Annotated in this window: 29 protein-coding genes; 14 read left to right on the forward strand and 15 right to left on the reverse strand. The window is 70.7% G+C overall.

The window, feature by feature from the left end:
• Positions 1-65: 65 nt before the first annotated feature.
• On the forward strand, positions 66-1628 hold the full coding sequence (locus tag ACZ3ZE_RS20790; protein WP_363290540.1) for a glycosyltransferase family 87 protein: 1563 nt from the start codon (positions 66-68) through the stop codon (positions 1626-1628).
• Between the two features lie 84 nt (positions 1629-1712).
• Here ACZ3ZE_RS20790 and ACZ3ZE_RS20795 read toward each other — a convergent pair whose 3' ends face one another.
• The 3 genes from ACZ3ZE_RS20795 to ACZ3ZE_RS20805 all read right to left on the reverse strand — a co-directional run bounded on the left by ACZ3ZE_RS20795 (position 1713) and on the right by ACZ3ZE_RS20805 (position 4392).
• Positions 1713-2744 carry an alanine racemase gene (locus ACZ3ZE_RS20795; protein ID WP_361168312.1) on the reverse strand — a complete coding sequence of 344 codons (1032 nt, stop codon included), beginning with the start codon at positions 2742-2744 and terminating at the stop codon, positions 1713-1715.
• Between the two features lie 98 nt (positions 2745-2842).
• Positions 2843-3961 (reverse strand): lipid II:glycine glycyltransferase FemX, encoded by a 1119-nt coding sequence (locus ACZ3ZE_RS20800; RefSeq protein WP_329422232.1) that lies wholly within the window; start codon positions 3959-3961, stop codon positions 2843-2845.
• A gap of 131 nt (positions 3962-4092) precedes the next feature.
• Complete coding sequence (locus ACZ3ZE_RS20805) at positions 4093-4392, reverse strand: hypothetical protein (protein WP_361168309.1); 300 nt, start codon at positions 4390-4392, stop codon at positions 4093-4095.
• A gap of 284 nt (positions 4393-4676) precedes the next feature.
• Between ACZ3ZE_RS20805 and rpsF the strand changes: the two genes are divergently transcribed.
• The 4 genes from rpsF to rplI all read left to right on the forward strand — a co-directional run bounded on the left by rpsF (position 4677) and on the right by rplI (position 6382).
• Entirely contained in the window at positions 4677-4967 is a 291-nt protein-coding gene (gene rpsF / locus ACZ3ZE_RS20810; RefSeq protein WP_004950685.1) for a 30S ribosomal protein S6, read from the forward strand.
• 73 nt (positions 4968-5040) lie between these two features.
• The gene (locus ACZ3ZE_RS20815) at positions 5041-5622 is read left to right on the forward strand and encodes a single-stranded DNA-binding protein (RefSeq protein ID WP_361168306.1); all 582 of its coding nucleotides are present in this window, start codon (positions 5041-5043) and stop codon (positions 5620-5622) included.
• Positions 5623-5680: 58 nt separating this feature from the next.
• Positions 5681-5917, forward strand: coding sequence for a 30S ribosomal protein S18 (gene rpsR / locus ACZ3ZE_RS20820; protein ID WP_128983236.1), 237 nt, complete (start codon positions 5681-5683; stop codon positions 5915-5917).
• Between the two features lie 18 nt (positions 5918-5935).
• On the forward strand, positions 5936-6382 hold the full coding sequence (gene rplI, locus ACZ3ZE_RS20825; protein ID WP_361168303.1) for a 50S ribosomal protein L9: 447 nt from the start codon (positions 5936-5938) through the stop codon (positions 6380-6382).
• 115 nt (positions 6383-6497) lie between these two features.
• On the opposite strand, the gene ACZ3ZE_RS20830 is transcribed toward rplI, so the two are convergent.
• Positions 6498-7835 (reverse strand): MATE family efflux transporter, encoded by a 1338-nt coding sequence (locus ACZ3ZE_RS20830; protein ID WP_361168300.1) that lies wholly within the window; start codon positions 7833-7835, stop codon positions 6498-6500.
• Positions 7836-8276: 441 nt separating this feature from the next.
• Between ACZ3ZE_RS20830 and dnaB the strand changes: the two genes are divergently transcribed.
• Both dnaB and ACZ3ZE_RS20840 read left to right on the forward strand, forming a co-directional pair.
• Positions 8277-9740, forward strand: a complete 1464-nt coding sequence (dnaB, locus tag ACZ3ZE_RS20835) for a replicative DNA helicase (protein WP_361169070.1) — start codon at positions 8277-8279, stop codon at positions 9738-9740.
• Between the two features lie 35 nt (positions 9741-9775).
• Positions 9776-11158, forward strand: a complete 1383-nt coding sequence (locus tag ACZ3ZE_RS20840; RefSeq protein WP_467260062.1) for a serine hydrolase domain-containing protein — start codon at positions 9776-9778, stop codon at positions 11156-11158.
• 40 nt (positions 11159-11198) lie between these two features.
• Here ACZ3ZE_RS20840 and ACZ3ZE_RS20845 read toward each other — a convergent pair whose 3' ends face one another.
• From ACZ3ZE_RS20845 to ACZ3ZE_RS20860, 4 genes are all read right to left on the reverse strand, one after another.
• Positions 11199-11651 carry a GNAT family N-acetyltransferase gene (locus ACZ3ZE_RS20845; protein ID WP_361168294.1) on the reverse strand — a complete coding sequence of 151 codons (453 nt, stop codon included), beginning with the start codon at positions 11649-11651 and terminating at the stop codon, positions 11199-11201.
• 29 nt (positions 11652-11680) lie between these two features.
• Positions 11681-12139, reverse strand: a complete 459-nt coding sequence (locus ACZ3ZE_RS20850) for a MarR family winged helix-turn-helix transcriptional regulator (RefSeq protein ID WP_467260064.1) — start codon at positions 12137-12139, stop codon at positions 11681-11683.
• A gap of 108 nt (positions 12140-12247) precedes the next feature.
• A complete protein-coding gene (locus tag ACZ3ZE_RS20855) occupies positions 12248-13111 on the reverse strand; it encodes a GNAT family N-acetyltransferase (RefSeq protein WP_361168288.1) in 864 nt (287 codons plus the stop codon).
• A 5-nt stretch (positions 13112-13116) separates the two neighbouring features.
• Positions 13117-13644, reverse strand: a complete 528-nt coding sequence (locus ACZ3ZE_RS20860; protein ID WP_361168285.1) for a DUF2269 domain-containing protein — start codon at positions 13642-13644, stop codon at positions 13117-13119.
• Positions 13645-13721: 77 nt separating this feature from the next.
• Here ACZ3ZE_RS20860 and ACZ3ZE_RS20865 point away from each other — a divergent pair, with 77 nt between their 5' ends.
• Both ACZ3ZE_RS20865 and ACZ3ZE_RS20870 read left to right on the forward strand, forming a co-directional pair.
• On the forward strand, positions 13722-14375 hold the full coding sequence (locus tag ACZ3ZE_RS20865; RefSeq protein ID WP_467260067.1) for an HAD family hydrolase: 654 nt from the start codon (positions 13722-13724) through the stop codon (positions 14373-14375).
• Positions 14376-14491: 116 nt separating this feature from the next.
• Positions 14492-15664, forward strand: a complete 1173-nt coding sequence (locus tag ACZ3ZE_RS20870; protein WP_361168279.1) for a globin domain-containing protein — start codon at positions 14492-14494, stop codon at positions 15662-15664.
• A 55-nt stretch (positions 15665-15719) separates the two neighbouring features.
• On the opposite strand, the gene ACZ3ZE_RS20875 is transcribed toward ACZ3ZE_RS20870, so the two are convergent.
• From ACZ3ZE_RS20875 to ACZ3ZE_RS20895, 5 genes are all read right to left on the reverse strand, one after another.
• Complete coding sequence (locus ACZ3ZE_RS20875) at positions 15720-16199, reverse strand: NUDIX hydrolase (protein WP_361168276.1); 480 nt, start codon at positions 16197-16199, stop codon at positions 15720-15722.
• Positions 16200-16234: 35 nt separating this feature from the next.
• Complete coding sequence (locus ACZ3ZE_RS20880) at positions 16235-17131, reverse strand: LysR family transcriptional regulator (protein WP_467260069.1); 897 nt, start codon at positions 17129-17131, stop codon at positions 16235-16237.
• A 252-nt stretch (positions 17132-17383) separates the two neighbouring features.
• The gene (locus ACZ3ZE_RS20885; RefSeq protein WP_361168270.1) at positions 17384-18559 is read right to left on the reverse strand and encodes a cystathionine gamma-lyase; all 1176 of its coding nucleotides are present in this window, start codon (positions 18557-18559) and stop codon (positions 17384-17386) included.
• Entirely contained in the window at positions 18556-19047 is a 492-nt protein-coding gene (locus ACZ3ZE_RS20890; RefSeq protein ID WP_467260071.1) for a low molecular weight protein-tyrosine-phosphatase, read from the reverse strand. Before ACZ3ZE_RS20890 ends, ACZ3ZE_RS20885 begins: the two co-directional genes overlap by 4 nt.
• A gap of 9 nt (positions 19048-19056) precedes the next feature.
• Entirely contained in the window at positions 19057-19434 is a 378-nt protein-coding gene (locus ACZ3ZE_RS20895) for a phage holin family protein (RefSeq protein ID WP_361168264.1), read from the reverse strand.
• Between the two features lie 50 nt (positions 19435-19484).
• Between ACZ3ZE_RS20895 and ACZ3ZE_RS20900 the strand changes: the two genes are divergently transcribed.
• The 4 genes from ACZ3ZE_RS20900 to ACZ3ZE_RS20915 all read left to right on the forward strand — a co-directional run bounded on the left by ACZ3ZE_RS20900 (position 19485) and on the right by ACZ3ZE_RS20915 (position 21763).
• Positions 19485-19802 carry a cupin domain-containing protein gene (locus ACZ3ZE_RS20900; protein WP_361168261.1) on the forward strand — a complete coding sequence of 106 codons (318 nt, stop codon included), beginning with the start codon at positions 19485-19487 and terminating at the stop codon, positions 19800-19802.
• A gap of 181 nt (positions 19803-19983) precedes the next feature.
• The gene (locus ACZ3ZE_RS20905) at positions 19984-20196 is read left to right on the forward strand and encodes a DUF5326 family protein (protein WP_361169067.1); all 213 of its coding nucleotides are present in this window, start codon (positions 19984-19986) and stop codon (positions 20194-20196) included.
• A gap of 223 nt (positions 20197-20419) precedes the next feature.
• Positions 20420-21190 carry an IclR family transcriptional regulator gene (locus tag ACZ3ZE_RS20910; RefSeq protein WP_361168258.1) on the forward strand — a complete coding sequence of 257 codons (771 nt, stop codon included), beginning with the start codon at positions 20420-20422 and terminating at the stop codon, positions 21188-21190.
• Between the two features lie 138 nt (positions 21191-21328).
• Entirely contained in the window at positions 21329-21763 is a 435-nt protein-coding gene (locus ACZ3ZE_RS20915) for an SsgA family sporulation/cell division regulator (RefSeq protein ID WP_361169064.1), read from the forward strand.
• Between the two features lie 55 nt (positions 21764-21818).
• Here the strand turns inward: ACZ3ZE_RS20915 and ACZ3ZE_RS20920 are convergent, their stop codons facing one another.
• Positions 21819-23219 (reverse strand): YibE/F family protein, encoded by a 1401-nt coding sequence (locus ACZ3ZE_RS20920; protein WP_467260074.1) that lies wholly within the window; start codon positions 23217-23219, stop codon positions 21819-21821.
• A 214-nt stretch (positions 23220-23433) separates the two neighbouring features.
• On the opposite strand from ACZ3ZE_RS20920, the gene thiC reads away from it, so the two are divergent.
• Positions 23434-25218, forward strand: a complete 1785-nt coding sequence (gene thiC / locus ACZ3ZE_RS20925) for a phosphomethylpyrimidine synthase ThiC (protein ID WP_361168252.1) — start codon at positions 23434-23436, stop codon at positions 25216-25218.
• A gap of 74 nt (positions 25219-25292) precedes the next feature.
• Here thiC and ACZ3ZE_RS20930 read toward each other — a convergent pair whose 3' ends face one another.
• The gene (locus ACZ3ZE_RS20930) at positions 25293-26105 is read right to left on the reverse strand and encodes a hypothetical protein (RefSeq protein ID WP_467260077.1); all 813 of its coding nucleotides are present in this window, start codon (positions 26103-26105) and stop codon (positions 25293-25295) included.
• Positions 26106-26153: the final 48 nt, after the last annotated feature.

Here is a 26153-nt window from a genome sequence, read left to right on the forward strand (position 1 = left end):
CGTGTACGGGACCGGCCGCGGCGGCCCTCACCGTTTTCCCAGGCCCGTACGGCAGGATGTCCCCCATGCCGAGCCTCCAGAAGACGAGCCCTCCGCGGGAACCGGCGGTGGTCTGCCCCACGCGCAGCGACGACGTGGCCGCCGCGGGCAGCGAACTGATCGGCGGGCCGATCGGCCGCCGGGCGCTGCTGGGCGCCGGACAGCTCACCCCGGTGCGCGTGGTGGCCCTGGTGGCCATCGGGATGTTCGCGCTCGGCATGGTGCAGAAGCTGCCCTGCTACAACTGGGCCTGGTTCCGGGGCACCACCTCCCAGTACACCCACGCCTGCTACTCGGACATCCCGCACCTCTTCTCGGGGCGCGGCTTCGCGGACGGTCTGGTGCCCTACTTCGACCGGATCGGTGGCGACATACCGTTCCTGGAGTACCCGGTCCTGACCGGTCTCTTCATGCAGGTCGCGGCCTGGCTGACGCCCGGCGGCACCCTGTCGGAGCGGGAGCAGGCCTACTGGATGGTCAACGCGGGCATGCTGCTCGTGTGCACGGCCGTCCTCGCCGTGTGTGTGGCCAGGACCCACCGCAGGCGCCCCTGGGACGGTCTCCTGGTGGCGCTCGCGCCCGCCCTGGCGCTGACCGCCACGATCAACTGGGACCTGCTGGCCGTCGCCCTGACCGCCGCCGCGCTGCTGATGTGGTCGCGCGGCCGGACGCTCGGCGCCGGCGTGCTGCTCGGGCTGGCGACGGCAGCCAAGTTCTACCCGATACTGCTGCTCCTCCCCCTGTTCCTGCTCTGCTGGCGGGCCGGGAAGTGGCGCGCGTTCGGCACGGCGCTGCTCGGGGCGGTGGGCGCGTGGCTGGCGGTGAACCTGCCGGTGATGCTGCTCGCGCCCGAGGGGTGGAAGCAGTTCTACGTCTTCAGCACGGACCGGAACGTCGACTTCGGCTCCGTCTGGCTGCTCCTCAGCCAGACCACCGGCCGTCAGGTGCAGCCGGTGACCGCGAACATCTGGGCGCTGCTCCTGATGGTGCTGGTGGCCGTCGGTCTGGCGATCCTGGCGTTCTCCGCGCCGCGCAGGCCCCGGCTGGCCCAGCTGGCCTTCCTGATCGTGGCCGCGTTCGTGCTCACCAACAAGGTGTACTCGCCGCAGTACGTCCTGTGGCTGATCCCGCTCGCCGCGCTCGCCCGGCCGCGCTGGCGCGACTTCCTCGTCTGGCAGGCCTGCGAGGTCATGTACTTCCTGGCCATCTGGTTCTACCTGGCCTACACGAGCAGCGGGAGCAAGCAGGGCCTGCCGACCGACGGCTACCAGTTCGCGATCGTGCTGCACGTGCTCGGCACGCTCTACCTGTGCGCCCTGGTCGTGCGCGACATCCTCGCGCCGGACCGGGACCCGGTACGCCGGGACGGCTCGGACGACCCCTCGGGGGGCGTCCTGGACGGTGCCGAGGACGTGTTCGTCCTGGGCAGGGCGGCGCATCCGCCGCTGCACGCGGCCCCGGCGACGGAGGGCCCGCGGGTGGATTGGGGCGCTCCGGGAGGCGCCCCGGGTGGCCTGCCCGGGGGCGATCTCTGGGCGGCTCCAGGGAGCGATCCGTGGGCGGTTCCCGGGAGCGCCTCCCGGGAGTGAGCGGAGCGGAGACACGAGAGCGGCCCCCGGGTGATCCCGGGGGCCGCTCTCGTGTCCGTACGGTGTCCGCCGTCGGCTCGGTGCTCAGCGCTCGACGAGCCGGTCGTACTGCGTCGTGGTGTGGCGCAGGTGGGCGACCAGCTCGTCGCCGACGTGCGGCTCCTGCGCGTCGGCGGGCACGAACAGGATCGACACCTGCATGTGCGGCGGCTCGGCGAACCAGCGCTGCTTGCCGGCCCAGACGAACGGGGAGAGGTTGCGGTTGACGGTCGCGAGACCGGCGCGGGCCACGCCCTTGGCGCGCGGCATCACGCCGTGCATGGCCTTGGGGGCCTCCAGACCGACGCCGTGCGAGGTGCCGCCGGCGACCACCACGAGCCAGCCGTCGGACGCGGCCTTCTGCTGGCGGTAGCCGAAGCGGTCCCCCTTGGCGACCCGGGTCACGTCGAGGACGGCGCCCCGGTAGTCCGTGGCCTCGTGGTCGCCCAGCCACAGCCGGGTGCCGATCCGGGCCCGGAAGCGGGTCTGCGGGAACTGCTGCTGGAGCCTGGCCTGCTCTTCGGCGCGCAGGTGGCTGACGAACATGGTGTGCAGCGGCAGCCGGGCGGACCGCAGCCGGTCCATCCAGGCGATGACCTCCTCGACGGCGTCGGTGCCGTCCGGGCGGTCCAGGGGCAGGTGCAGGGCGAAGCCCTCAAGGCGTACGTCCTCGATGGCGGCGTGCAGCCGGCCGAGGTCCTCCTCGTGGACGCCGTGGCGCTTCATCGAGCTCATGCACTCGATGACGACACGGGCGCCCACCAGGGCGTGCACGCCGTCCACGGAGGACACCGAGCGGATGACCCGGTCCGGCAGCGGCACCGGCTCCTCGCCGCGCCGGAACGGGGTGAGCACCAGCAGGTCGCCGCTGAACCAGTCCTTGATCTTGGCGGCCTCGTAGGTGGTGCCGACCGCGAGCATGTCGGCGCCGAAGCGCGCGGCCTCGTCGGCCAGCCGCTCGTGGCCGAAGCCGTAGCCGTTGCCCTTGCAGACCGGGACGAGACCGGGGAACTGGTCGATGACCGTCTTCTGGTGCGCCCGCCAACGAGCGGTGTCGACGTAGAGGGAGAGCGCCATGGCCGGCCCGGAACCTTTCTGGTGGCTGCGGTGTGTCAGCTGCGGTGGATCAAAGGGGTGTACGTGTGTACGAGACTACGCAAGCCTCGGGCGTGGCGTCAGCGACGCGACATGTAGATGTCCAGCGCCTTGTGCAGGAGCTTGTTGAGCGGGAAGTCCCACTCGCCGACGTACTCGACGGCCTCGCCGCCCGTGCCGACCTTGAACTGGATCAGACCGAAGAGGTGGTCGGTCTCGTCCAGCGAGTCCGAGATGCCCCGCAGGTCGTAGACGGTGGCGCCCATCGCGTAGGCGTCCCGCAGCATGCGCCACTGCATCGCGTTGGAGGGGCGGACCTCGCGGCCGATGTTGTCGGAGGCGCCGTAGGAGTACCAGACGTGGCCGCCGACGACGAGCATGGTCGCGGCGGACAGGTTCACACCGTTGTGCCGGGCGAAGTAGAGCCGCATGCGGTTGGGGTCCTCGTTGTTGAGGACGGTCCACATGCGCTGGAAGTACGAGAGCGGGCGCGGGCGGAAGTGGTCGCGGACGGCCGTGATCTCGTACAGCCGCTGCCACTCGGCGAGGTCCTCGTAACCGCCCTGGACGACCTCGACGCCGGCCTTCTCGGCCTTCTTGATGTTGCGGCGCCACAGCTGGTTGAAGCCCTTGAGGACGTCGTCGAGCGAGCGGTTGGCGAGCGGGACCTGGAAGACGTAGCGGGGCTGCACGTCGCCGAAGCCGGCGCCGCCGTCCTCGGCCTGCTGCCAGCCCATCTTCCGCAGCCGGTCCGCCACTTCGAAGGCGCGCGGCTCGATGTGGGTGGCCTCGACGTCCTTCAGGCGCTTGACGTCCGGGTCCTGGATGCCGGACTTGATGGCGGCCGAGTCCCAGCGGCGGATGACGACCGGCGGGCCCATCTTCACCGAGAAGGCGCCCTGCTGCTTGAGGTGCGCCAGCATCGGCTGCAGCCAGTCGTCGAGGTTGGGCGCGTGCCAGTTGATGACCGGGCCCTCGGGCAGGTACGCCAGGTACCGCTTGATCTTGGGCAGTTGCCGGTAGAGCACCAGGCCGACGCCGACGAGCTCGCCGCCCTTGTCGAACCAACCGAGGTTCTCCGAGCGCCACTCGGTCTTCACGTCCGCCCACGCCGGGACCTGGCAGTGGCTCGCCGCGGGCTGGCTCTGGATGAATGCCAGATGCTGCTCACGGCTGATGGTCCTCAGGGTCAGGCTCATGCGGGGCGCTCCTCGGCAGGTGTGTCCCCATCGGTACAGGGGCTCCGGCTCTCGCGCCGAAGCCTACTGTGACCGGGGAGCGCCCCAGAGGGGACGTGTGTCCCTGAGCCTGTCCGGACTGTCGCGTGGGATCAGGCGAGGCCTCCGTAGAACATGCCGAGGTAGAAGCCCACGGCCGAGGCGCCGAGGCCGACGATCAGGACGAAGCGTTCCCTGGTGGTCACGGAGACGAACTGTCCGACGGCGCCGGTCAGGATGCCGATCAGGCCCGTCCAGGACGCCAGCACGTGCAGGCTGTGGAACTGGGCGGTGATGAAGGACAGGACTCCGAGGAAGAGCGTGACCGCCATCAGGGTGTCCTGGAGCGGGTGCGGCTTGCCGTCCGTGGCGAAGAGGGAGTGTCCGGGGTCGGGTCGCATTGCCTGTGCCATGGGGCACCTCCTGGCGTGGCTGCGGGAAGGCGGCGCACTGTGACGCCGCCGACATCCGTTGTGTACAGATTGCGTCCCCTCACCACAGGATTTCAACCGCAGGGCGATGTGCGGGTACTCTGTACGGTCTGCACCGGTGTCTGCCCAGGTCCTTCCTGGACCCCGACGGAACCCTCGCTCGTCGAGGGGGATTGTCAGTGGTGGCCGATACCGTTGCTTACGCATCACGACCCTCCTGCCACGGAACGACCGTGGCCGCTGAGTCCAAAGGAGGTGGGTTCCACATGCGTCACTACGAGGTGATGGTCATCCTCGACCCCGATCTCGAGGAGCGCGCTGTCTCCCCGCTGATCGAGAACTTCCTCTCCGTCGTCCGTGAGGGCAACGGAAAGGTTGAGAAGGTCGACACCTGGGGCCGTCGTCGTCTCGCCTACGAGATCAAGAAGAAGCCCGAGGGCATCTACTCGGTCATCGACCTGCAGGCCGAGCCTGCGGTCGTCAAGGAGCTCGACCGCCAGATGAACCTGAACGAGTCGGTCCTCCGGACCAAGGTCCTCCGCCCCGAGACCCACTGAGCCTTCGGCTCACAGGTTTTCGGGTTCGAGTAGCAGTAAGCAGCCAGAAGCAATCCCGCCGAGAGGTTCACCCATGGCAGGCGAGACCGTCATCACGGTCGTCGGCAATCTTGTCGACGACCCCGAGCTGCGCTTCACCCCGTCCGGTGCGGCGGTCGCGAAGTTCCGTATCGCGTCCACTCCCCGCACTTTCGACCGTCAGACCAATGAGTGGAAGGACGGCGAAAGCCTGTTCCTGACCTGCTCGGTCTGGCGTCAGGCGGCGGAGAACGTCGCCGAGTCGCTTCAGCGAGGCATGCGCGTCGTCGTGCAGGGCCGGCTGAAGCAGCGGTCCTACGAGGACCGCGAGGGCGTGAAGCGCACGGTCTACGAGCTGGACGTCGAGGAAGTCGGCCCCAGCCTCAAGAACGCCACGGCCAAGGTCACCAAGACCACGGGTCGCGGTGGCCAGGGTGGTTACGGCGGCGGGCAGCAGCAGGGCGGCGGCAGCGGTGGCAGCTGGGGTGGAAACTCCGGCGGTGGCCAGCAGGGCGGCGGAGCTCCCTCCGACGACCCCTGGGCCTCCAGCCCCCCGGCCGGCGGTCAGCAGCAGCAGGGCGGCGGTAGCTGGGGTGGAAACTCCGGCGGCGGCTACTCGGACGAGCCTCCCTTCTAGGGCACGCCCCCAAGAAGCAGCTCGTACCCAAACTTCTTGATCACACAGGAGAAACACCATGGCGAAGCCGCCTGTGCGCAAGCCTAAGAAGAAGGTCTGCGCATTCTGCAAGGACAAGGTCGCGTACGTCGACTACAAGGACACGAACATGCTGCGGAAGTTCATTTCCGACCGCGGCAAGATCCGTGCCCGTCGCGTGACCGGCAACTGCACGCAGCACCAGCGTGACGTCGCCACGGCCGTCAAGAACAGCCGTGAGATGGCGCTGCTGCCCTACACGTCCACCGCGCGATAAGGGAAGGGTGACCGAAAAATGAAGATCATCCTCACCCACGAGGTCTCCGGCCTCGGTACCGCTGGCGACGTCGTTGACGTCAAGGACGGTTACGCTCGCAACTACCTGGTCCCGCGTGGTTTCGCGATCCGCTGGACCAAGGGTGGCGAGAAGGACGTGGCGCAGATCCGCCGCGCCCGCAAGATCCACGAGATCGCGACCATCGAGCAGGCCAACGAGGTCAAGGCCCGGCTCGAGGGCGTCAAGGTCAAGCTGGCCGTTCGCTCCGGCGACGCCGGCCGTCTGTTCGGCTCCGTGACCCAGGCTGACGTCGCTTCGGCGATCAAGGCCGCCGGTGGTCCGGACGTGGACAAGCGTCGTGTCGAGCTCGGTTCGCCGATCAAGACCCTCGGCGCGCACCAGGTCACCGTGCGTCTGCACGCCGACGTGGTCGCCAAGCTGGGCGTCGAGGTCATCGCCGCCTAAGGCTGGCCTTCGGCAGACTCTGCTGAGCAGTGAAGAAGGGCCGTACCCCTCGGGGTGCGGCCCTTCTTCCGTTTCACGTGAAACATCGCGTTTCACGTGAAACATCACCGATCGGTCAGCGGGTGGCGCCGGTGACGATCCAGCGTCCGGAGCGGGCGCGGAGCCAGAGGGTGCCCAGGCGGACCGTCATCATCAGCGTCATCGCGCCCCAGAGCGCGGTCAGCCCGCCCCCGAGCGTGGGGACCAGCAGGGCGACGGGGGCGAAGACGGCCAGGGTCACGAGCATGGCCCAGGCGAGATAGCGGCCGTCGCCCGCGCCCATGAGGACGCCGTCGAGGACGAAGACCACCCCGGAGACGGGCTGGGAGAGCGCCACGACCAGGAGGGCGGGGAGTAGCGTGTCCTGGACCGAGGGGTCGCTGGTGAACAGCGGGATGAAGAGCGGGCGGGTGACGATGAGCAGCAGCCCGAGCACGACCCCGGAGAGCACGCCCCACTGCACCATCCGGCGGCACACCTGACGGGCCCCGTCCGCGTCCTCGGCCCCGAGGTAGCGGCCGATGATGGCCTGTCCGGCGATGGCGATGGCGTCGAGGGCGAAGGCCATCAGGCTCCACAGGGACAGGATGATCTGGTGCGCGGCGACATCGGTGTCGCCGAGCCGGGCGGCCACGGCCGTGGCGATCATCAGGACCGCGCGCAGGGAGAGCGTACGGACCAGGAGCGGGGCTCCGGCCTGGGCGCCGGCCCGGATCCCGGCGAGGTCCGGGCGCAGGGAGGCGCCGTGGCGGCGGGCGCCGCGGACGACCACGAACAGATAGGCGGCGGCCATGCCGACCTGGGCGATGACCGTGCCCCAGGCGGATCCGGCGATGCCGAGCCCGGCTCCGTAGACCAGACCGAGGTTGAGGAGCCCGTTGGCGGCGAAGCCGGCGATGGCGACGTAGAGGGGGGTCTTCGTGTCCTGGAGGCCGCGGAGGACGCCGGTGGCGGCGAGGACGACCAGCATGGCCGGGATGCCGAGGATGGAGATCCGCAGATAGGTGGTCGCGTAGGGGGCCGCGGTGTCGGAGGCGCCGAAGAGCCCCACGAGCCAGGGGGCGGTCGGCAGGGTGAGGGCGACGACGCCGGCACCCAGGAGGAGGGCGAGCCAGATGCCGTCCACGCCCTGTCGGATGGCGGACGGGAGGTCGCCCGCGCCGACGCGGCGGGCGACGGCGGCCGTGGTGGCGTAGGCGAGGAAGACGAAGACGCTCACCGCGGTGGAGAGCAGGGTCGAGGCGATGGCGAGCCCGGCGAGTTGGGGGGTGCCGAGATGGCCGACGATGGCGCTGTCGGCCAGCAGGAACAGGGGCTCGGCGACGAGTGCGCCGAAGGCCGGGACGGCCAGCGAGACGATCTCGCGGTCGTGCTGCCGTCGAACGGCCTTGGAGGGCGCGGGAGCCTGATGCATGGGGTCAATCTAATCTTCCACAGGTAAGAGATGCAATGCCATTACAACCCTTACTTGATGGGGGAGGGCGCCTTCGCGTGTGCGCCGTTTGTTCTGATCTTGGTCCAGACGGCGAAGTTTTTCTCCCCCACAGCCCGTGGATGGAAAAACAGCAGGTCAGATGGGTTCCGCCGGGGGTGATATGAGTTTGTCCACATGACTGTCCCCCGGTCCGTGCACAGGTTCTGGGGAGTTCTCCACAGCATCCGGGCCTTCACCCACAGGCCCTGTGGATAACCAGATTGGCTGACGGTGCCCGCGGGCCTACCGTGGACCGGCGCACGACGCGCCAGAAGCGGACTCAAAGCCCCTTGTTTGTCCGAGCCGTGGCGTAAGAAAGAGTGGCACGGCGAGGTCCGCGGAGCGGACGGGAGGAGGTGGCTTGTGAGCAGCCCCGAGCCCATGGACGATCCCTGGGCCGACAGCGGACCAGGTGACCGGCTGCCCACCCGTACCCGCGGCGAGGGCCGTGGCCGGGGGCGCGGTCGTGAGGACCAGCACGAGCGAGGCAGTGAGGACTCCTGGGACTCCGGGATCTCCGGCTTCGAGCGGGTCCCCCCGCAGGACCTGGACGCCGAGCAGTCCGTCCTCGGCGGCATGCTGCTGTCCAAGGACGCCATCGCCGACGTCGTCGAGATCCTCAAGGGCCACGACTTCTACAAGCCGGCCCACGAGACGGTCTACGCGGCCATCCTCGACCTGTACGCGAAGGGCGAGCCCGCCGACCCCATCACGGTCGGCGCCGAGCTCACCAAGCGCGGCGAGATCACCCGCGCCGGCGGCGTCTCCTACCTGCACACCCTCGTCCAGTCGGTGCCCACCGCCGCCAACGCCTCCTACTACGCGGAGATCGTCCACGAGCGTGCCGTGCTGCGGCGCCTCGTCGAGGCCGGTACCAAGATCACGCAGATGGGATACGCGGCCGACGGCGACGTCGACGACATCGTCAACCGCGCCCAGGCCGAGATCTACCAGGTCACCGAGCAGCGGACCACCGAGGACTACCTGCCGCTCGGCGACATCATGGAGGGCGCGCTCGACGAGATCGAGGCGATCGGCTCCCGCAGCGGCGAGATGACCGGTGTGCCCACCGGCTTCACCGACCTGGACGCGCTCACCAACGGTCTGCACCCCGGCCAGATGATCATCATCGCGGCCCGCCCCGCCATGGGTAAGTCGACGCTGGCGCTGGACTTCGCCCGCGCGGCCTCCATCAAGCACAACCTGCCCAGCGTCATCTTCTCCCTCGAAATGGGGCGCAACGAGATCGCGATGCGTCTGCTCTCGGCGGAGGCCCGGGTCGCGCTGCACCACATGCGCTCCGGCACCATGACCGACGAGGACTGGACCCGGCTGGCCCGCCGGATGCCGGACGTCTCGCAGGCCCCGCTCTTCATCGACGACTCGCCGAACCTGTCGATGATGGAGATCCGCGCCAAGTGCCGCCGCCTCAAGCAGCGCAGCGGCATCAAGCTGGTCATCATCGACTACCTCCAGCTGATGCAGGCCGGTGGCTCCAAGCGCTCCGAGAGCCGCCAGCAGGAGGTCTCCGACATGTCGCGAAACCTGAAGCTGCTCGCCAAGGAGCTGGAGCTCCCGGTGATCGCGCTCTCGCAGCTGAACCGTGGCCCCGAACAGCGCACGGACAAGAAGCCGATGGTCTCCGACCTGCGTGAATCCGGCTCCATCGAGCAGGACGCGGACATGGTCATCCTGCTGCACCGCGAGGACGCCTACGAGAAGGAGTCCCCGCGCGCGGGCGAGGCCGACATCATCGTCGGCAAGCACCGTAACGGCCCGACCGCGACGATCACCGTGGCCTTCCAGGGCCACTACTCGCGCTTCGTGGACATGGCACAAACCTGATCGAGTTCTCCGGGGCCGCGCGGCATGATCACCGTATGACCTCATCCTTCGAAGCCCTGCTTCCCAGCACCGAACGCGCCCTGCTGCACCGCGTCGCCGTCGCGCAGACCGAGGGACGCTCGCCCTCCTTCGCCGCCGGCGTGGTCCGGGAGGGCGAGACCGTCTGGTTCGGGTCCCGTAGCTGTGTCGACGGGCATGCCCCGGAGGCCGACACGCAGTACCGGATCGGCTCGATCACCAAGGTGTTCACCGCGGTGCTGGTGATGCGGCTGAGGGACGAGGGGCTGCTCAGCCTCGACGACCCGCTGGAGAAGCACCTGAAGGGCACCGGCGTCGGTGAGGTGACGATCGCTCAACTCCTCGGCCACAGCGCCGGTCTCGCCGCCGAGAGCCCGTCGCCGTGGTGGGAGCGGACGCCCGGCACGGTGCGGCCGGAGCTCGCCGACGTCCTGGGGGAGCAGCCGAGGCGGCACCCCGCCGGGCGGCTGCACCACTACTCCAACCCCGGCTACACCTTGCTCGGTTCGCTGGTCGAGGCCCTGCGCGGGGTGTCCTGGGAGGCGGCGCTGCGCACCGAGATCCTGGAGCCGCTGGGGCTGCGCCGGACGACCGCGCGGCCGGTCGCCCCGCACGCCGGTGGCTTCGCCGTGCATCCGTGGGCCGATGTGATGCTGCCCGAGCCCGCGCAGGACCTGGGGATCATGGCGCCGGCCGGGCAGCTCTGGTCGACCGTCGGCGATCTCTGCCGGTTCGGCGCGTTCCTCGCCGAGGGGGACGACCGGGTGCTCGCCAGGGCCTCCGTCGAGGAGATGCGGGTGCCCGCCGCGCCCCCGGCGGCCGGTGACGGGGAGTCGGGTTACGGCCTCGGTCTTCAGCTGCTGCGCAAGGACGGCCGGACGCTCGTCGGTCACACGGGTTCGCTGCCGGGCTTCGTGGCCTGCCTCTGGGTGAGCGTCGAGGACGGGCTCGCGGCGGTGGCGCTCGCGAACGCCACCTCGGGGCCCTTGACGGCCCTTGTGGCCGCCGATCTCGTACGGATCGTGGCCGAGGCCGAGCCGCGGCTGCCGGAGCCCTGGCGACCCCTTCCCGAGGCGGAGGTCGACGAGGAGCTCCTGGCGCTCACCGGCCCCTGGTACTGGGGGACGTACGCCTACGGGCTGCGGGTCGGTGCCGGGCGCGGGGTGACCCTGGAGCCCCTGCGTGGCGTCGGGCGCCGTGCCACGTTCCGGGCGCTTCCGGAGGGCGGCTGGATCGGCCTGGACGGCTACTACGCGGGGGAGACGCTCCGGGCGGTGCGGCGCCCCGACGGGTCGGTGAGCCATCTCGACCTCGGGTCCTTCGTCTTCACCCGCGAGCCGTACGGGCCGGAGGACGCCGTTCCCGGGGGTGTGGACGAGGCCGGCTGGCGCGGCCTCTGACCGGAAGCGCGCTGTTTCACGTGAAACAGCGCGCTCTCCTTCACAGGCTCAGCTTGAACCCGACGTGCGAGGCCTCGAAGCCGAGTCGCTCGTAGAAGCGGTGGGCGTCGGTGCGGGTGACGTCGGAGGTCAGCTGCACCAGGCGGCAGCCCTGGGCGCGGGACTCCTCGACGGCCCACTCGATGAGCCGGGTGCCGAGACCGCTGCCGCGCTCGTCGGCGTGGATGCGGACGCCCTCGATGAGGGAGCGGGTCGTGCCCTTGCGGGAGAGCCCGGGGATGAGCGTCAGCTGAAGCGTGCCGACGACCTTGTCCCCGCGCACGGCCACGACCAGCCGCTGGTTCGGGTCCTGGGCGAGCCGGGCGAAGGCGGCCGTGTACGGCGTGAGGTCGTCGGGCGACTCGCGCTGGGCGCCCAGGGGGTCGTCGGCCAGCATCGCCACGATGGCGGGGAGGTCGTCCTGCTCCGCGGGCCGTATCTCAAGATCGCTCATGGAGGGCAGGGTACGTCCCGCCCGGCGGGTCAGGCGGGAACGCCGAGGCTCTCGACGACCCGGACCAGCGGGGCCAGTTCCGGGTTCTCGGCCGCCGCGTCCAGGGCCTCGCGCAGGGCGCCGTCGTTGGTCGGGCGGGCCTCGTCGAGCAGCGTCCGGCCGGCCTCGGTGACATCGGTGTAGATGCCGCGCCGGTCGGTGGCGCAGAGATACCGGGTGAGCAGCCCGCGGTCCTCCAGCCGGGTGACGAGCCGGGTGGTGGCGCTCTGGCTGAGCACGACGGCGTCGGCGACCTGCTTCATCTGGAGGTGTCCGCCCGGGCCGTCGTGCTGGCAGCTGAGGACGTCGAGGAGCGAGTACTCGCGCACGCTCAGACCGTGCCGGGACTCCAGGGCCCGCTCGATGTGCGACTCGATCCTGCCGTGCAGCAGCGAGAGCGCACACCAGCCCTGGGAGAGGGCCGTCAGTGCGGGGTCCGTCGCGGTCATGAGCTCTCCTCGCTTCCACGTCTCCTCGGTCCGGAGCTCCGTACCAGCGTAGACGATGCGCGCAAAAATCCGCGTGTGCAAGTAATCGGCGGACGGGGCTCGGCCGGGTCAGCCCGCCGCGACGGTGAGCGGCGCGAAGCGGCGGCGCCAGTCGCCCGGGAGGTCGGGGAGGGAACGGATCATGACGGTGTTGTCGGCGATCCGCTCCAGGCCGTTCGCCTTCAGCCAGGTCGTCAGTGCGCTGTGCCGGCTGTCGACGTCCGTGCGCAGCGGGCGGTCCGAGGCGGCGGCGAGCGACGAGACCAGGGCCTGGGCCGTGGCGACGTCGCGGGCGATCAGTGGGCCGATGACATGGGTGTCCATGTTGGGCCAGAGTCCGGCGAAGCCGGTGATCTCGCCGTCCTGCTCCGCGACGCGCAGGTGGTCGGCGAAGGCCGGCAGCCGGGTGATCATCGCGGTGCGGTCGACGCCGAAGATCTCGTGGTCGAGGCGCAGCACCGCCGGCAGGTCCTCCGCGGTCGCGGGGCGGACCGGAAGGGCGGGAGCCGGTTCGGAGGAGGTGAAGCGCCCCTTGAGCATCTCCGAGCGGCCGACGCCGGCGAAGCCCAGCTCCTCGTAGAGGGGCTGCCCGTTCGACGTGGCGAAGAGGGTGAGCGGGGTGTCCCCCGCCTCGGCGAGCACGTGGCGCATCAGTCGGCGCCCGACGCCCTGGCGGGCGTAGCGCGCGGAGACCAGGACCATGCCGATGGCGGCGAGACCCGGCCCGTACGAGGTGACCACGCAGGCGGTCACGAGCCCCTTCCCGGACGGGTCGTCGATGCCGTATCCGGTGCCCGCGGTGAGCAGCAGCCCCCACTTGTGCTCCTCCCGGGCCCATCCCCGGTCCTCGGAGAGGTCGGCGCAGGCGAGGACGTCCTCCGGGGTGAGGCGTCGGATGGGGAGCTGGTCGAGCGAGGGGTGTGAGGAGGGCATGGGGGTCAGGCTCTCCGAAGTGGCGTGGGGGCGTCCACCGTTTTACGGGAGCGGGCGGATTCCCGCAGGCGGCGCCCGCGTCGGGTCGGCCCCCAGGGCTTGAGCACCGAGATCGCGGTCATGAAGAGATAGGCACTGGTGGAGACCGTGGGAGCGGCGACCAGGCTGAGGTCCGGCACGCCGGCCGTCGCCGCGTGGGCGATCAACGGGCGGAGCGCGAAGATCGTCGCGGCGGCCGTGGCGAGGGTGATCCAGAACTTGATCCAGACCCATCGGTGCCGGGCCAGCCCCCAGGGTGTCCCCAGCGAGAGCACCAGACCGGTGCCCAGGGTCAGCAGAGCGACCGGGGCGAGGAGCCAGTCCGCGAACACCCGCATGGCGCGGTAGGCCGCTTCCGTCAGGGAGGGGTCCTGGGTCGTGTACGCGGTGATGCCGAGGGTCAGCAGGCCCAGGCTGAGGCCGAGCCAGGCCACGGAGACGGAGACATGGACGACGAGGAGCGCCCGCCGGGCGGGCCGCCGGAGTTGTTTCACGTGAAACACGGTGCCGTCCGGAGCTCTTCTCCCGCGTCTGACCGGGGGAGTAACCGCCCGTACTAGCCTCGGCGTACATGACGACCCTCCGTGGCAGCCGCAGGCTCCATCTCTTCGACCTCGACGGCACCCTCATCCGGGGCTCGGCGGCCGCGGTGGAGATCTCGCGGCAGCTCGGCCTGGAGACGGAGATCGCGGAGCTGGAGCAGGGCTTCCTGCGGCACGGTCTCACCCCCGACGAGTTCGCGGTACGGGCCCGGGCGCTCTGGTCGGAGCTCACCACGGAGCAGGTGACGGCGGCCTTCGAGGGGGCTCCCTGGCTGGCCGGCATCCAGGAGGTCTGGGCCGCGATCCGGGCCGAGGGCGGCCACTGCGCGGTCATCTCGCTGTCGCCGGACTTCTTCGTCGAGCGGCTGCTGGCCTGGGGAGCGGACGCGGCCCACGGCTCGCTCTGGCCCTCCGTGCCGTTCACCGAGCCGATCCACCGCCCGGGGATCCTCGACGCGTCGGCGAAGGTGCGGATCGCCAGGGAGCTCTGCGCGCGCTTCGGCGTCCCGCTGGAGTCCTGTGTGGCGTACGGGGACTCGATGTCCGACGCGGAGCTCTTCGCGGTCGTGCCCGAGACGGTGGCCGTGAACGCGGACCATCACCTCGCGGGTCTCGCCCGGCACAGCTACTCCGGAGCGGACCTGCGCGAGGCGCACGCGCTGGTGCGAAAGAACGCAGCCTAGTCGCCGAAGGGGGGCGATCGGCCGGGAATTCCGCTTTCTGCCCGGGGTCCACGCCGGACTGTCATTCTGCGAACACGGAAGGCGACCACCAGGGTCGGCTGCGGGGAGGCGAGGACATGACGGATGCTCTGGCTACGGCCACGGACGCATCACCGCCCCGAATACCCCCGGACGAGAGCGGAACGCCCTCGCCGGACGCGGTGCTGGTGCGTCGCACGATGGCGGAGATCGATCCGGTCGCCGACCGGGTCACCTCGTACTTCTACGCGCTGCTCTTCACCCACCAGCCCGACCTGCGGGCGATGTTCCCGGCTGCCATGGACACCCAGCGCGACCGGCTGCTCAAGGCGCTGCTCACCGCGGCCGAGCACCTGGACGACGTGCCCGTGCTCACGGAGTACCTCCGGAACCTCGGCCGCGGGCACCGTAAGTACGGCACACAGCCCGCGCACTATCCGGCGGTGGGCGAGGCCCTGATCGGCGCCCTGACGCGGTACGCCGACAGTTGGGACGAGGAGACCGAGGCGGCCTGGGTCCGCACGTACACGACGATCTCGCAGATCATGATCGACGCGGCGGCGGAAGACGAGCAGCGCGCGCCGGCCTGGTGGCAGGCCGAGGTGGTCTCGCACGATCTGCGGACCCCGGACATCGCCGTGATCACCCTCCGGCCCGACCAGCCGTACCCGTTCCTCGCCGGGCAGTACACCAGCCTGGAGACGCCCTGGTGGCCCCGGATATGGCGGCACTACTCCTTCGCCTCGGCGCCCCGCCCGGACGGTCTGCTCTCGCTGCACGTCAAGGCGGTGCCGGCCGGCTGGGTCTCCAACGCCCTGGTGCACCGCGCCCGCCCCGGGGACGTCCTGCGGCTCGGACCGCCCGCCGGGTCGATGACCGTCGACCACTCCACCGACAACGGGCTGCTCTGCCTGGGCGGAGGGACGGGCATCGCCCCCATCAAGGCCCTGGTCGAGGACGTGGCCGAGCACGGCGACCGGCGGCGCGTCGAGGTCTTCTACGGCGCCCGCAGCGACCATGACCTCTACGACATCGACACCATGCTGCGGCTCCAGAAGACCTTCCCCTGGCTGGCCGTCCGCCCCGTCACCGAGGACCAGGGCAGGCTCCCGGACGCCGTGCGCCAGTACGGGCCGTGGGCCGAGTACGACGCCTATCTCTCCGGGCCGCTCGGCATGATCCGCAGCGGGGTGGACGCCCTGAAGGGCGTCGGCATCCCCACCGACCGGATCCGCCACGACTACCTGACCGAGCTGGTCCCCCAGAGCTAGGGCCTGATCCGGCCTGATCCAGAGGGCAGGCCCTAGCCCAGGTCGGGCGCGTGCATCAGCCCAGGTCGGGCGCGTGCATCGCCCGGACGCCCTCGATGTTGCCGTCCAGGTAGTGGCGCAGGGAGAGCGGCACCAGGTGCACGGCGGCGATGCCGACCCGGCTGAAGGGCACGCGGACGATCTCGTACTCGCCCAGCGGCTCCTCGATCTCGGGGCCGTGCCGCTGCGAGGTGTCCATGGACTCCAGCCGGCAGACGAAGAAGTGCTGGACCTTCACGCCGGAGACCCCGCCGTCGACGATGTGCTCGACGGTGTCGACGAAACAGGGCACCACATCGGTGATCTTGGCGCCGAGCTCCTCGTGCACCTCGCGGTGCAGGGCCTGGACGACGGTCGGGTCCGACGGCTCGACCCCGCCGCCGGGCGTCACCCAGTACGGATCCACTCCGGGCTTCGTGCGCTTGATGAGGATCAGGTCGTCCCCGTCGAGCAGGATGGCGCGTGCGGTGCGCTTGACCACTGGTCGTTCGGTCATGGGAAGAAAATGGCCCGTCCAGGGTGTCCTGAAACTCACCAGTCCCCCGCGGTCCGCACCAGCCGCTCATGGGCCCGCGCGAGATGCGGCAGCGCGAGCGTGCCGGTGCGCACCACCAGGAAGTAGGTGCGCAGCGGCGGTACCGGCGGTTCGAGCAGCGCCACGAGACGGCCGGTGGCCAGGGCCTCCTCGCACAGATAGCGCGGCAGGACGGCGAGCCCCGCGCCGGCGGCGGTGGCCTCCAGGACGGCCCGCAGGTCCGGTGCGACCACGGTCGCGGCGGCGGCCGGCTTCGACTCGAAGACGGCCGCCCAGTAGCGCGAGACGAACGGCAGCGGCTCGTGCACCTCGACCACGGGCAGCTGCTCCAGGACGACCGCGCCCCTGCGCAGCAGCACTCCGGGCGACAGGCGGGCGGCCCAGCGCGGGGCGGCGACCAGGACGTGCTCCTCGTCGCAGAGCGGAGTGGAGGCGAAGAGCCCGCCGCGGGGCCGCGCGGTGGCGACGGCCAGGTCGTGGTGCCCGGCGGCGAGGCCGTCGAGGGTCTCGTCCGCGTCGCCCAGGAAGGAGACGCGGAGCGTGAGGCCCTGGGCGACCAGCGGGGTCAGGGCGGGCAGCACCCGGACCGAGGTGAACTCGGGCGGCCCGGCGAGGTGCAGGGTGCGGATCCCGCTCTGCTCGTCGAGGCCGGTCTCGGCGATCTCGACGAGCGCGTCCAGGTGCGGGGCGGCGCGGTGGGCGAGCTCGTCGCCGATGGTGGTGGCGGTGACCCCACGGGCCTGTCTGAGGAAGAGCGGGCGGCCCAGCTGCCGTTCCAGGGTGCGGATCTGGCTGGTGACGGCGGGCTGGGAGAGTCCGAGGAGGGCGGCGGCGCGGGTGAAGGAGCCGGCCCGGTGCACCGTGACGAACGTGCGCAGCAGGGCCAGATCCATGTCCGCCCCCTCCCGGCCGCGGGGGCCGTTCGACTCAGGCGGTCCGCTGACGGCGCCCCAGGACCGTCCAACTATAAATAAGTCGATAGGTCGCTGTCGCTAGGGTGATTGGACACTGACGGAGAGTCAACTAGCCTTGTTCAGGCGGTCGTCCACGGCGCGAACCGCTGGGGGAGGCAAGGGGGAGAAAGGCGTTCCGAGCCACGAGGGGGGAGGTTCGGAACGCCTCTTCATGGGCCCGCTCTCCCCTGCTCAGGCGCCCTTGGCGGCGGCGTCGAGGGCTTGAAGGACGTCGTCGATCAGGTCCTCGGGGTCCTCCGCGCCCACCGAGAAGCGGATGAAGCCCTCGGGCACGGCGTCCCCGCCCCACCGTCCGCGCCGCTCGGCGGTCGACCGGACCCCGCCGAAGCTGGTCGCGTCGTCCACGAGCCGCAGCGCGTCCAGGAACCGGTCCGCCCACGCGCGGTCCGGCAGGACGAAGGAGACGACGGAGCCGAAGCGCCGCATCTGCCGGGCCGCCACCTCGTGCGAGGGGTCGCCGGGCAGCCCCGGGTAGCGCAGTCCGGTCACGTCCCGGTGCGCGAGCAGGGCCTCGGCGACGGTGAGCGCGGTGGCGCACTGCCGGTCGAGGCGCAGCTGGAGGGTGGCCAGGGAGCGGTGGGCGAGCCAGGCCTCCATCGGGCCCGGGATGGCCCCGACGATCTTCCGCCAGCGCCGCACCTCGGCGGCCCGCAGCGGATCGCGGCAGCTGACGTGCCCGAGCAGGATGTCGCCGTGCCCGGTCATGCCCTTGGTGTCGCTGGCGACGGAGAAGTCGGCGCCCAGTTCCAGGGGCCGCTGGCCGAGCGGGGTGGCCAGCGTGTTGTCGACGGCGACCAAGGCCCCGGCCTCGTGGGCGGCCCGCACCAGGCGGCGCACGTCGCAGACATCGAGCCCGGGGTTGGACGGCGTCTCCAGCCACAGCAGCTTCGCCCCGTCGAGGACGGAGAGCTGGGCGTCGCCGCGGGTCGGCGCGGTGCGCACCTCGACGCCGTACGCCCGCAGCTGCTCGTGCAGCAGCGGCAGCGCCTGGTAGGCGTCGTCGGGGACGACGACGGCGTCGCCGGCGCGCAGCTGGGAGAGCAGCACGGCGGAGACGGCGGCCATCCCGGAGGCGAAGACCAGGGTCTCGACCCCGGTCTCCCCCGGCGCCTCCAGCTCGCCGATGGCGCGTTCCAGGAGGGTCCAGGTGGGGTTCTCGTCGCGGCCGTAGGTGTAGGGGCCGGTGGGCTCGCCCGGGAGGTGGAAGTGGGCGGCGAAGACCGGACCGGGCAGGGTGGGCTCGTACTTCACGGGCTCGGGCAGGCCGGCCCGGACCGCCCGGGTCCCGTCGCCGATCCGGCCGGTCTCCTCGGGCCGGAGCCCTTCGCCGCCGTGGGTGCCGCTCATCGGGTCCGCTCCTCCACCTCGTCGCGCACCGCGGCGAGCAGTCCCTCGCTCGCGGCCTCCACCATGTCCAGGCACTCCTCGAACCCGTCCCGGCCGCCGTAATAGGGGTCGGGCACGTCGAGCTCGGTGCCCGCGCCGGGGTCGTAGGAGCGCAGCAGCCGTATCTTCGCGGCGTCCTCGGGGGTCGGGGCGAGCCGCCGCAGTTCCCGCAGATGCCCCTCGTCGAGGGCGATGACCAGGTCGAGCGCCGGGAACCAGGAGGCGCGGAAGCGGCGGGCGGCGTGCGCCGAGCCGTATCCGCGCTCCTCCAGCACGGCGACGGTGCGCGGGTCGGCGCCGTCGCCCTCGTGCCAGCCGCCGGTGCCGGCGCTGTCCACGACGACCGCGTCGGCCAGACCGGCCTCGGCCACGCGGGCGCGGAAGACGTGCTCGGCCATCGGCGAGCGGCAGATGTTGCCCGTGCAGACGAAGCAGACGCGGTACGTCATGGCCGGCCCTCAGTCGCCGTCGGGGAGGACGACGTTCAGCGCCCAGGAGACGACGGAGATGATCAGGCCGCCGAGCACGGCGGTCCAGAAGCCGTCCACGTGGAAGCTGAGGCCGAGCTGGTCGGCCAGCCAGGAGGTCAGCAGCAGCATGAGCGCGTTGACGACCAGGGTGATCAGACCGAGCGTCAGGATGAAGAGCGGCAGCGTGAGCAGCTGCACGAGCGGCTTCACGAGGAAGTTGACCACGCCGAAGACCAGGGCGACCAGGATCAGGGTCCAGGCCTTCTTCGCGGTGCTGTCACCGGTCAGGGTGATGTCCTGGAGCAGCCAGATGGCCACGGCCAGGGCCCCCGCGTTCGCGAGCGTCTTGACTACGAAATTCTTCATGTGTCAGATCGTGGCAGACATGATCGAGCCAAGGCAGGGGCGAACGAACCATGAAGGCATTCCGACTGGACGAGCTGGAGGCGGAGCGTGCCGCCAACGACGGCGCGTACCTCCAGTTCCTGCGGGAGCGGAACATGTCCGTCGGGCTGTACGCGCTCGACGCGGGGCAGCTCGACCCGCAGCAGCCGCACGGTCAGGACGAGGTGTACTTCGTGGTGAGCGGCCGGGCCGCGATCACGGTCGGGGAGGAGACGACCCCGGTGGCGCGGGGCAGCGTGGTCTACGTGCCGGCCGGGGTGCCGCACAAGTTCCACCACATCACCGAGGACCTGCGGGTCATGGTGGTCTTCTCGCCCCCGGAGGCGTGACCCCCACCCCCTAGGGGTCGGATCAGGGAAGAGCGGGGGCCGTGAGGCCCCCGTTCGCTTGGGGTGCGCGCCTAGCATCGAGGGTGTCGGCGACAGCGAACGCTGTGGACGCCGGCGGCCCCGGGTCCGGACGGATCCCGCGGGCCCGGACTCTTCGGGAGATGAGGTAAGCGCAATGGCGGTGAAGGAGATTCTCGCGGGGATGCCGTGGTGGGTGAAGTGGGTCGCCATACCCGTTCTCGCGCTCGTCGTCTTCGGTGGACTGATCACCAGCGTCCTGACCTTCGTGGTCGGCGTGCTCTTCAAGCTGCTGGTGTTCGTGGCGCTCGTCGGTGGCCTGATCTACGTCGTACGCAAGTTCACCTCGTCCTCCGGTTCGCGCGAGGACTGGTAGCACGCGGCCCCCGTTGGTACGGGCCAACGGCCGGGGATTAGCCCGGGCGGGGGAACGCACCGGTTGAAACCGGCCGAGGTCACAGGGGCTGCCATTAGAGTGGAAACCTCTGCCGCCCCAGGAGCAACAGGCGTAGACCCGGCGGTCCCAGGTCGCGGTGGGCGCGCGGGGGCGGCCCCCGCGGGCGGATGCGACGCGTCCGTCACTCGCCTGGGGGTGACCTTTGGCCACGGCTTCGCAGACCGCTGCTCCTACCCTGATCGGATCGGTACAGCGGGCGCTGAGACTTCTGGAGGCCGTCGGCTCCCATGAGGACGGAGCGCCCGCCAAACAGCTCGCCCGCGAAGCGGGACTTCCGCTTCCCACCGCGTACCACCTGCTCCGCACCCTGACGCACGAGGGCTATCTGCGTCGCGAGAAGGGTGTGTTCGTCTTCGGCGACGCCGCCGGCCGTCTGGTCGGCGGCGGAGTTCTGCAGAATCGTCGCACCAAGGTCGAGGACTCTCTCGCGCACTGGCGTGATGCCATCGGCGTCCCCGTGTACTTCGCGATCTACCGCGAGGGCGAGATCGAGCTCGTCGCCGTCGCCGACACCCCCGCGGCCCCCGCCGTCGAGGAGTGGGCTGATTTCCGGGAGACCGGCCACGCGCACGCCATCGGGCAGTGCCTGCTGAGTCAACTCGATCTGAAGAGTCGTCAAGACCACCTCGACCGCCATCCGGTGGACGCCATCACTCCGTATACGGTGCGTAATCGCCGTGCCCTTTTGGACCGTTTGGGCGGAATAGGGCGAATGGAGCCCCTGGTGGAGCGTCAGGAATATGCACTCGGCACAGTCTGCGCCGCCATCCCCATCACGGCGGGGTCCACGGCGGCCGCGATGGCCATTTCGGTGCCCCTTCACCAGGAAGAACGGTTGCTACCTGCGATCGCTCAGCTACAGAATGAGATCGGAGGGCTCTTCAGCTCCCTCGCGTTCTCTATCAGTATCTGAAAAATCACTCCTTGTGATCTGCTAGCGCTTACAGCACGATTGCGTCAAGAGGGCCATGAGGGATCATTCCTGGCCGTTTCGACCACAGCTTTCAGCAAACGTGTTTACACAACTGCTTCGTCTACTGCGGGGTACATGATGCGAGAGACGGTTCAAGCCGAACTCCTGATGAGCTTCCTCGTCTCCGAGGAGCTCTCCTTCAGGATCCCGGTGGAACTGCGATACGAGACCCGCGACCCCTATGCGGTGCGGATGACCTTCCACCTTCCCGGAGACGCGCCGGTGACCTGGGCGTTCGGCCGGGAACTGCTGCTCGACGGGATCAACCGGCCCAGCGGGGACGGCGATGTGCACATCGCGCCGACCGACCCCGACGGGCTCTCCGACGTGATGATCCGGCTCCAGGTCGGCGGCGACCGCGCCCTCTTCCGTGCGAGCGCGCCACCGCTGGTCGCCTTCCTCGACCGTACGGACAGGCTGGTCCCGCTCGGTCAGGAACGCACCCTCGGCGACTTCGAGGACAACCTGGAGGCGGAACTCGGCCGGATCCTCGCGGAGGAGAACGCCGGCTGAGGCGTGCCGAGGCGTACGGAGCCCCCTCGGACCCCGTACCTCCCGGCCGCTCCGGTCACTTGGCCCGACGGCGGCGTCCGCCCCTGCCCGGGCGCTGCTGCGTGGACGCGGGCCGGTCGGCCGAGACCACCAGCGCCGCGAGGGCGGTGGTGACCGGCACCGAGGCGACCAGGCCGATCGAGCCGATCAGCGTGCGGACGATCTCCTCCGCGACCAGCTCGCTGTTGGCCACCGTCCCCATGCTGCTCTGGGCGATCGAGAAGAGCAGCAGCAGCGGCAGGGCGGCACCGGCGTAGGCGAGCACCAGGGTGTTCACGACCGACGCGATGTGGTCGCGGCCGATCCGGATGCCGGCCCGGTAGAGCCCCCGCGGCCCCATCCGCGGGTCGGCCTGATGCAGCTCCCAGACCGCCGAGGTCTGGGTGACCGTCACGTCGTCGAGCACGCCGAGCGAGCCGATGATGACGCTCGCCAGCAGCAGACCCGACATGTCGATGTTCGGGTACAGGCCGTGGATGAGGCCGGTGTTGTCGTCGGTGTTGCCGGTGAGTGAGGCCCAGCCGATGAAGAGCGAGCCGAACAGGCCGATCAGCAGCAGCGAGACCAGGGTGCCGAGCACCGCCACCGAGGTCCGGGCGGACAGGCCGTGGCACATGTAGAGCGCGATGAGCATGATCGCGCTCGCTCCGACGATGGCGACCACCAGGGGATTGGAGCCCTGGAGGATGGCCGGGAGGATGAAGAAGGTCAGCACCATGAAGCTCACGACGAGCGCGATCAGCGCCATCACGCCGCGCATCCTGCCCACGACCACCACCACGAGCGCGAAGATGCCGGCGAGCACCGCCAGGGGCAGCTTCCGGTTCACGTCGGTGACGGAGTACTGGAGTTCGCGCGGCGCGTCGGGGGCGTAGGCGACGACCACACCCTGGCCGTCGTCGAGCTGGCGCGGGGCGTCCGGCTGCACGATCTCGGTGAAGGTCCGGCCCTTGTGCGGGCCCGAGGTGACCTCGATCGTCGCCTTCTCGCACTGCCGGGTGTCGCTCCCCGGCGCCGTCGAGGCGTCGCCGGCCGGCGGGGCCTGGGCGACGTTCACGTCCTTGCAGTCCACGTGGGCGACGGCGACCACCCGGCCCTGCTCGGTCTGCCGGTCGAAGCCCACCCCGGTGCGCTCGTGCGCCGGGGCGCCGCCCGGCCACAGCACCGCGAGGCCGATCAGCACGGCGGCGCCGAAGGGGATCAGGACCGCGGCGATGACCTTGCGCAGATGACGCGAGACGGGTGCCGCCGGGCCGTGGCTGTGGGTGTGCGCGTGGCCGTGGCCGCCGCCGTGGCCCCCGCCTTCGCCGTGGCCGCCACCCCCGCCCCCGTCTCCGCCGTCGTCGTGGGCGTGTCCGCCATGGCCCTCGTGGCCACCGGGACCGTGTGGTTCGGGGGTCTGCTGCGTGGAAGTCACCGACCGATCATCGCAAGAACGCGAGGGGACCCACTGTTCAGCACGCCAGGGAGGGCGCTAGCGTGGTGGCACCTTTGCACACGCGGGAGCTCGGAGCACCGGGCTGAGAGGGCGCTGATCACCGTACGCGCGTACTGGACGTACGTACGGGAGGAGGCTGCGCCGACCGCCGAACCTGTTACCGGGTAATGCCGGCGTAGGGAGATTCGGTCTCATGACCATTCAGGATGCACGCACGCCTGCCTCCGACCAGAACGGCCCGCAGGAGCGCACGCCGGGCTGGCACAAGGGATACGTCGAGGGCTCCCGCCCCGACCTCCGGGTGCCCGTCCGCCAGGTGCACCTCACCAACGGCAAGGACGTGACGCTGTACGACACGTCCGGTCCGTACACCGACCCCACCGTCGAGACCGACGTCCGGCGCGGCCTGGCGCCGCTGCGCGAGAACTGGATCATCGGGCGCGGGGACACCGAGGAGTACGCGGGCCGCCCGGTCCGCCCCGAGGACGACGGCATCAAGCACACCTCGCCGCGCGGCGGCGGCCTCAAGAACCTCGACGCCGTCTTCCCCGGCCGGCCGCGGCTGCCCCGCCGGGGCCGGGACGGCCAGGCGGTGACGCAGCTCGCTTACGCCCGCCGGGGCGAGATCACCCCGGAGATGGAGTACGTCGCGATCCGCGAGAACGTCTCCCCCGAGGTCGTGCGCGAGGAGATCGCCGCGGGCCGCGCGGTGCTCCCGGCGAACGTCAACCACCCGGAGATCGAGCCGATGATCATCGGCAAGCGGTTCCTGGTGAAGGTCAACGCGAACATCGGCAACTCCGCGGTCACCTCCTCCATCGAGGAGGAGGTGGAGAAGATGACCTGGGCGACCAAGTGGGGCGCCGACACCGTCATGGACCTCTCCACCGGCCGCAACATCCACACCACCCGCGAGTGGGTGCTGCGCAACTCCCCCGTGCCGATCGGCACCGTGCCGCTCTACCAGGCCCTGGAGAAGGTCGACGGCAAGGCCGAGGAGCTGACCTGGGAGATCTACAAGGACACGGTCGTCGAGCAGGCCGAGCAGGGCGTCGACTACATGACGGTCCACGCCGGCGTGCTGCTGCCGTACGTGCCGCTGACCGCCCGCCGCAAGACCGGCATCGTCTCGCGCGGCGGCTCGATCATGGCCGCCTGGTGCCTCGCGCACCACAAGGAGAACTTCCTCTACACGCACTTCGAGGAGCTCTGCGAGATCCTCGCGGCGTACGACGTCACGTACTCGCTCGGCGACGGCCTGCGCCCCGGCTCGATCGCCGACGCCAACGACGCCGCGCAGTTCGCCGAGCTGAGGACCCTCGGCGAGCTCAACACGATCGCCAAGCGCCACCACGTCCAGACCATGATCGAGGGCCCTGGCCACGTCCCGATGCACAAGATCAAGGAGAACATCGACCTCCAGCAGGAGATCTGCGAGGAGGCGCCGTTCTACACGCTCGGCCCGCTCACCACCGATGTGGCGCCCGCCTACGACCACATCACCTCGGGCATCGGCGCGGCGATGATCGCCTGGTGGGGCACGGCGATGCTCTGCTACGTGACGCCGAAGGAGCACCTGGGCCTGCCCAACAAGGACGACGTGAAGACCGGCGTCATCACCTACAAGATCGCGGCCCACGCGGCGGACCTCGCCAAGGGCCACCCGGGCGCGCAGGAGTGGGACGACGCCCTGTCGGACGCGCGCTTCGAGTTCCGCTGGGAGGACCAGTTCAACCTGGCCCTCGACCCGGACACCGCCCGCGAGTTCCACGACGAGACGCTGCCGGCGGAGCCCGCGAAGACGGCGCACTTCTGCTCGATGTGCGGGCCGAAGTTCTGCTCGATGAAGATCTCCCAGGACATCCGCCGTGAGCACGGCGGCGACCTGAAGGCGGACGAGATCGAGGCGGGCATGGCGGAGAAGTCGGCCGAGTTCGCGGCGGCCGGGAACCGCGTGTACCTGCCGCTGGCGGAGTAACCCGTACCGGAGCGCGCAGGGACCGGCCCGCGACCCATGGGGGGAGCCGCGGGCCGGTCCCGTTCTCGCGCGGGCTACTCCGGGTGGTGCTCCGGAGGGCCGAAGTCCGGGCTGCTGAAGTCCGGGCTCGAGAAGGTCGGCCGGGGGGCCGGGGTGCCCTCGGACGGACTGCTGAAGTCCGGGCCGCTGTAGCCGACCTTGGGGATCCGGCCGGTCGGCGGCTGCTGCCGCGGCTTCGGGAGGGCCGGGGGAGCGGGGGCGGCCAGGACGTCGTGGAGGAAGGGCAGGATGCCCCGGTCCACGAGGGCGCGGCCCCAGGCCTGTCTCGCGCGGGACAGGTCGTCGTCCGGTGGCCCGGCCGGCACCGCCGTGGCGCTGTTGCGCAGGGCTGTCACCAACAGGCCGACGGCCGCGCAGATCAGCCCCGCCGCGGCCACCGCGCCGAACATCAGGCCGGCGGTCAGCAGGGTGTCGGCGAAGGCGGGCGCCGGGTCGAGCAGCTTGAGGACCGCGCCGACCAGGAGCAGGAGCACGGCCGCGGTGCCCGCGAGGATCGGGGCGAGGACGGTGACGATGGCGACGACGCCCGCGCCGTCGGTGGGGTCGGCGGTGCCGCCCAGCGCCTCGCCCGCGCCGGCGGCGCCGGTGGTGCTCGCCGAGCGGAGCTGTTCACGGACCTTCACGAAGTGGTCGTACTCGACCGCGGCGGCCGTCGTGATGAGCGCTGTCGCGTTCAGCGCCATCTCGCGCAGCTGCGCGGTCGTGAACCGGTCGCCGAGGTGGGCGAATCCCGGCCGGTCGTGCGCGGAGCGCAGTGCCTCGTCGAGAACGCGCTCGAACTCGGCGCGATCCTCGGTCAGCAGGTGCGGAGCCACGTTCATGTGCATCCCCCGATGCTCCGTAGGGCCGCAACGGCCCTGGTGGAGCGGCCGGTG

This window comes from Streptomyces sp. NPDC023157 (genome assembly GCF_055560575.1).

Coding starts and splice junctions, on each gene's coding strand:
- ACZ3ZE_RS20870 (WP_361168279.1), top strand. CDS start 14,492: ATGACGGATGCTCTGGCTACGGCCACGGACGCATCACCGCCCCGAATA.
- ACZ3ZE_RS20880 (WP_467260069.1), bottom strand. CDS start 17,131: ATGGATCTGGCCCTGCTGCGCACGTTCGTCACGGTGCACCGGGCCGGC.
- ACZ3ZE_RS20840 (WP_467260062.1), top strand. CDS start 9,776: ATGACCTCATCCTTCGAAGCCCTGCTTCCCAGCACCGAACGCGCCCTG.
- ACZ3ZE_RS20865 (WP_467260067.1), top strand. CDS start 13,722: ATGACGACCCTCCGTGGCAGCCGCAGGCTCCATCTCTTCGACCTCGAC.
- ACZ3ZE_RS20890 (WP_467260071.1), bottom strand. CDS start 19,047: ATGACGTACCGCGTCTGCTTCGTCTGCACGGGCAACATCTGCCGCTCG.
- ACZ3ZE_RS20850 (WP_467260064.1), bottom strand. CDS start 12,139: ATGACCGCGACGGACCCCGCACTGACGGCCCTCTCCCAGGGCTGGTGT.
- ACZ3ZE_RS20800 (WP_329422232.1), bottom strand. CDS start 3,961: ATGAGCCTGACCCTGAGGACCATCAGCCGTGAGCAGCATCTGGCATTC.
- rpsR (WP_128983236.1), top strand. CDS start 5,681: ATGGCGAAGCCGCCTGTGCGCAAGCCTAAGAAGAAGGTCTGCGCATTC.
- rpsF (WP_004950685.1), top strand. CDS start 4,677: ATGCGTCACTACGAGGTGATGGTCATCCTCGACCCCGATCTCGAGGAG.
- ACZ3ZE_RS20830 (WP_361168300.1), bottom strand. CDS start 7,835: ATGCATCAGGCTCCCGCGCCCTCCAAGGCCGTTCGACGGCAGCACGAC.
- ACZ3ZE_RS20885 (WP_361168270.1), bottom strand. CDS start 18,559: ATGAGCGGCACCCACGGCGGCGAAGGGCTCCGGCCCGAGGAGACCGGC.
- ACZ3ZE_RS20805 (WP_361168309.1), bottom strand. CDS start 4,392: ATGGCACAGGCAATGCGACCCGACCCCGGACACTCCCTCTTCGCCACG.
- ACZ3ZE_RS20875 (WP_361168276.1), bottom strand. CDS start 16,199: ATGACCGAACGACCAGTGGTCAAGCGCACCGCACGCGCCATCCTGCTC.
- ACZ3ZE_RS20930 (WP_467260077.1), bottom strand. CDS start 26,105: ATGCACATGAACGTGGCTCCGCACCTGCTGACCGAGGATCGCGCCGAG.
- ACZ3ZE_RS20855 (WP_361168288.1), bottom strand. CDS start 13,111: ATGCCCTCCTCACACCCCTCGCTCGACCAGCTCCCCATCCGACGCCTC.
- dnaB (WP_361169070.1), top strand. CDS start 8,277: ATGGACGATCCCTGGGCCGACAGCGGACCAGGTGACCGGCTGCCCACC.
- rplI (WP_361168303.1), top strand. CDS start 5,936: ATGAAGATCATCCTCACCCACGAGGTCTCCGGCCTCGGTACCGCTGGC.
- thiC (WP_361168252.1), top strand. CDS start 23,434: ATGACCATTCAGGATGCACGCACGCCTGCCTCCGACCAGAACGGCCCG.
- ACZ3ZE_RS20895 (WP_361168264.1), bottom strand. CDS start 19,434: ATGAAGAATTTCGTAGTCAAGACGCTCGCGAACGCGGGGGCCCTGGCC.
- ACZ3ZE_RS20790 (WP_363290540.1), top strand. CDS start 66: ATGCCGAGCCTCCAGAAGACGAGCCCTCCGCGGGAACCGGCGGTGGTC.
- ACZ3ZE_RS20900 (WP_361168261.1), top strand. CDS start 19,485: ATGAAGGCATTCCGACTGGACGAGCTGGAGGCGGAGCGTGCCGCCAAC.
- ACZ3ZE_RS20795 (WP_361168312.1), bottom strand. CDS start 2,744: ATGGCGCTCTCCCTCTACGTCGACACCGCTCGTTGGCGGGCGCACCAG.
- ACZ3ZE_RS20815 (WP_361168306.1), top strand. CDS start 5,041: ATGGCAGGCGAGACCGTCATCACGGTCGTCGGCAATCTTGTCGACGAC.
- ACZ3ZE_RS20845 (WP_361168294.1), bottom strand. CDS start 11,651: ATGAGCGATCTTGAGATACGGCCCGCGGAGCAGGACGACCTCCCCGCC.
- ACZ3ZE_RS20915 (WP_361169064.1), top strand. CDS start 21,329: ATGCGAGAGACGGTTCAAGCCGAACTCCTGATGAGCTTCCTCGTCTCC.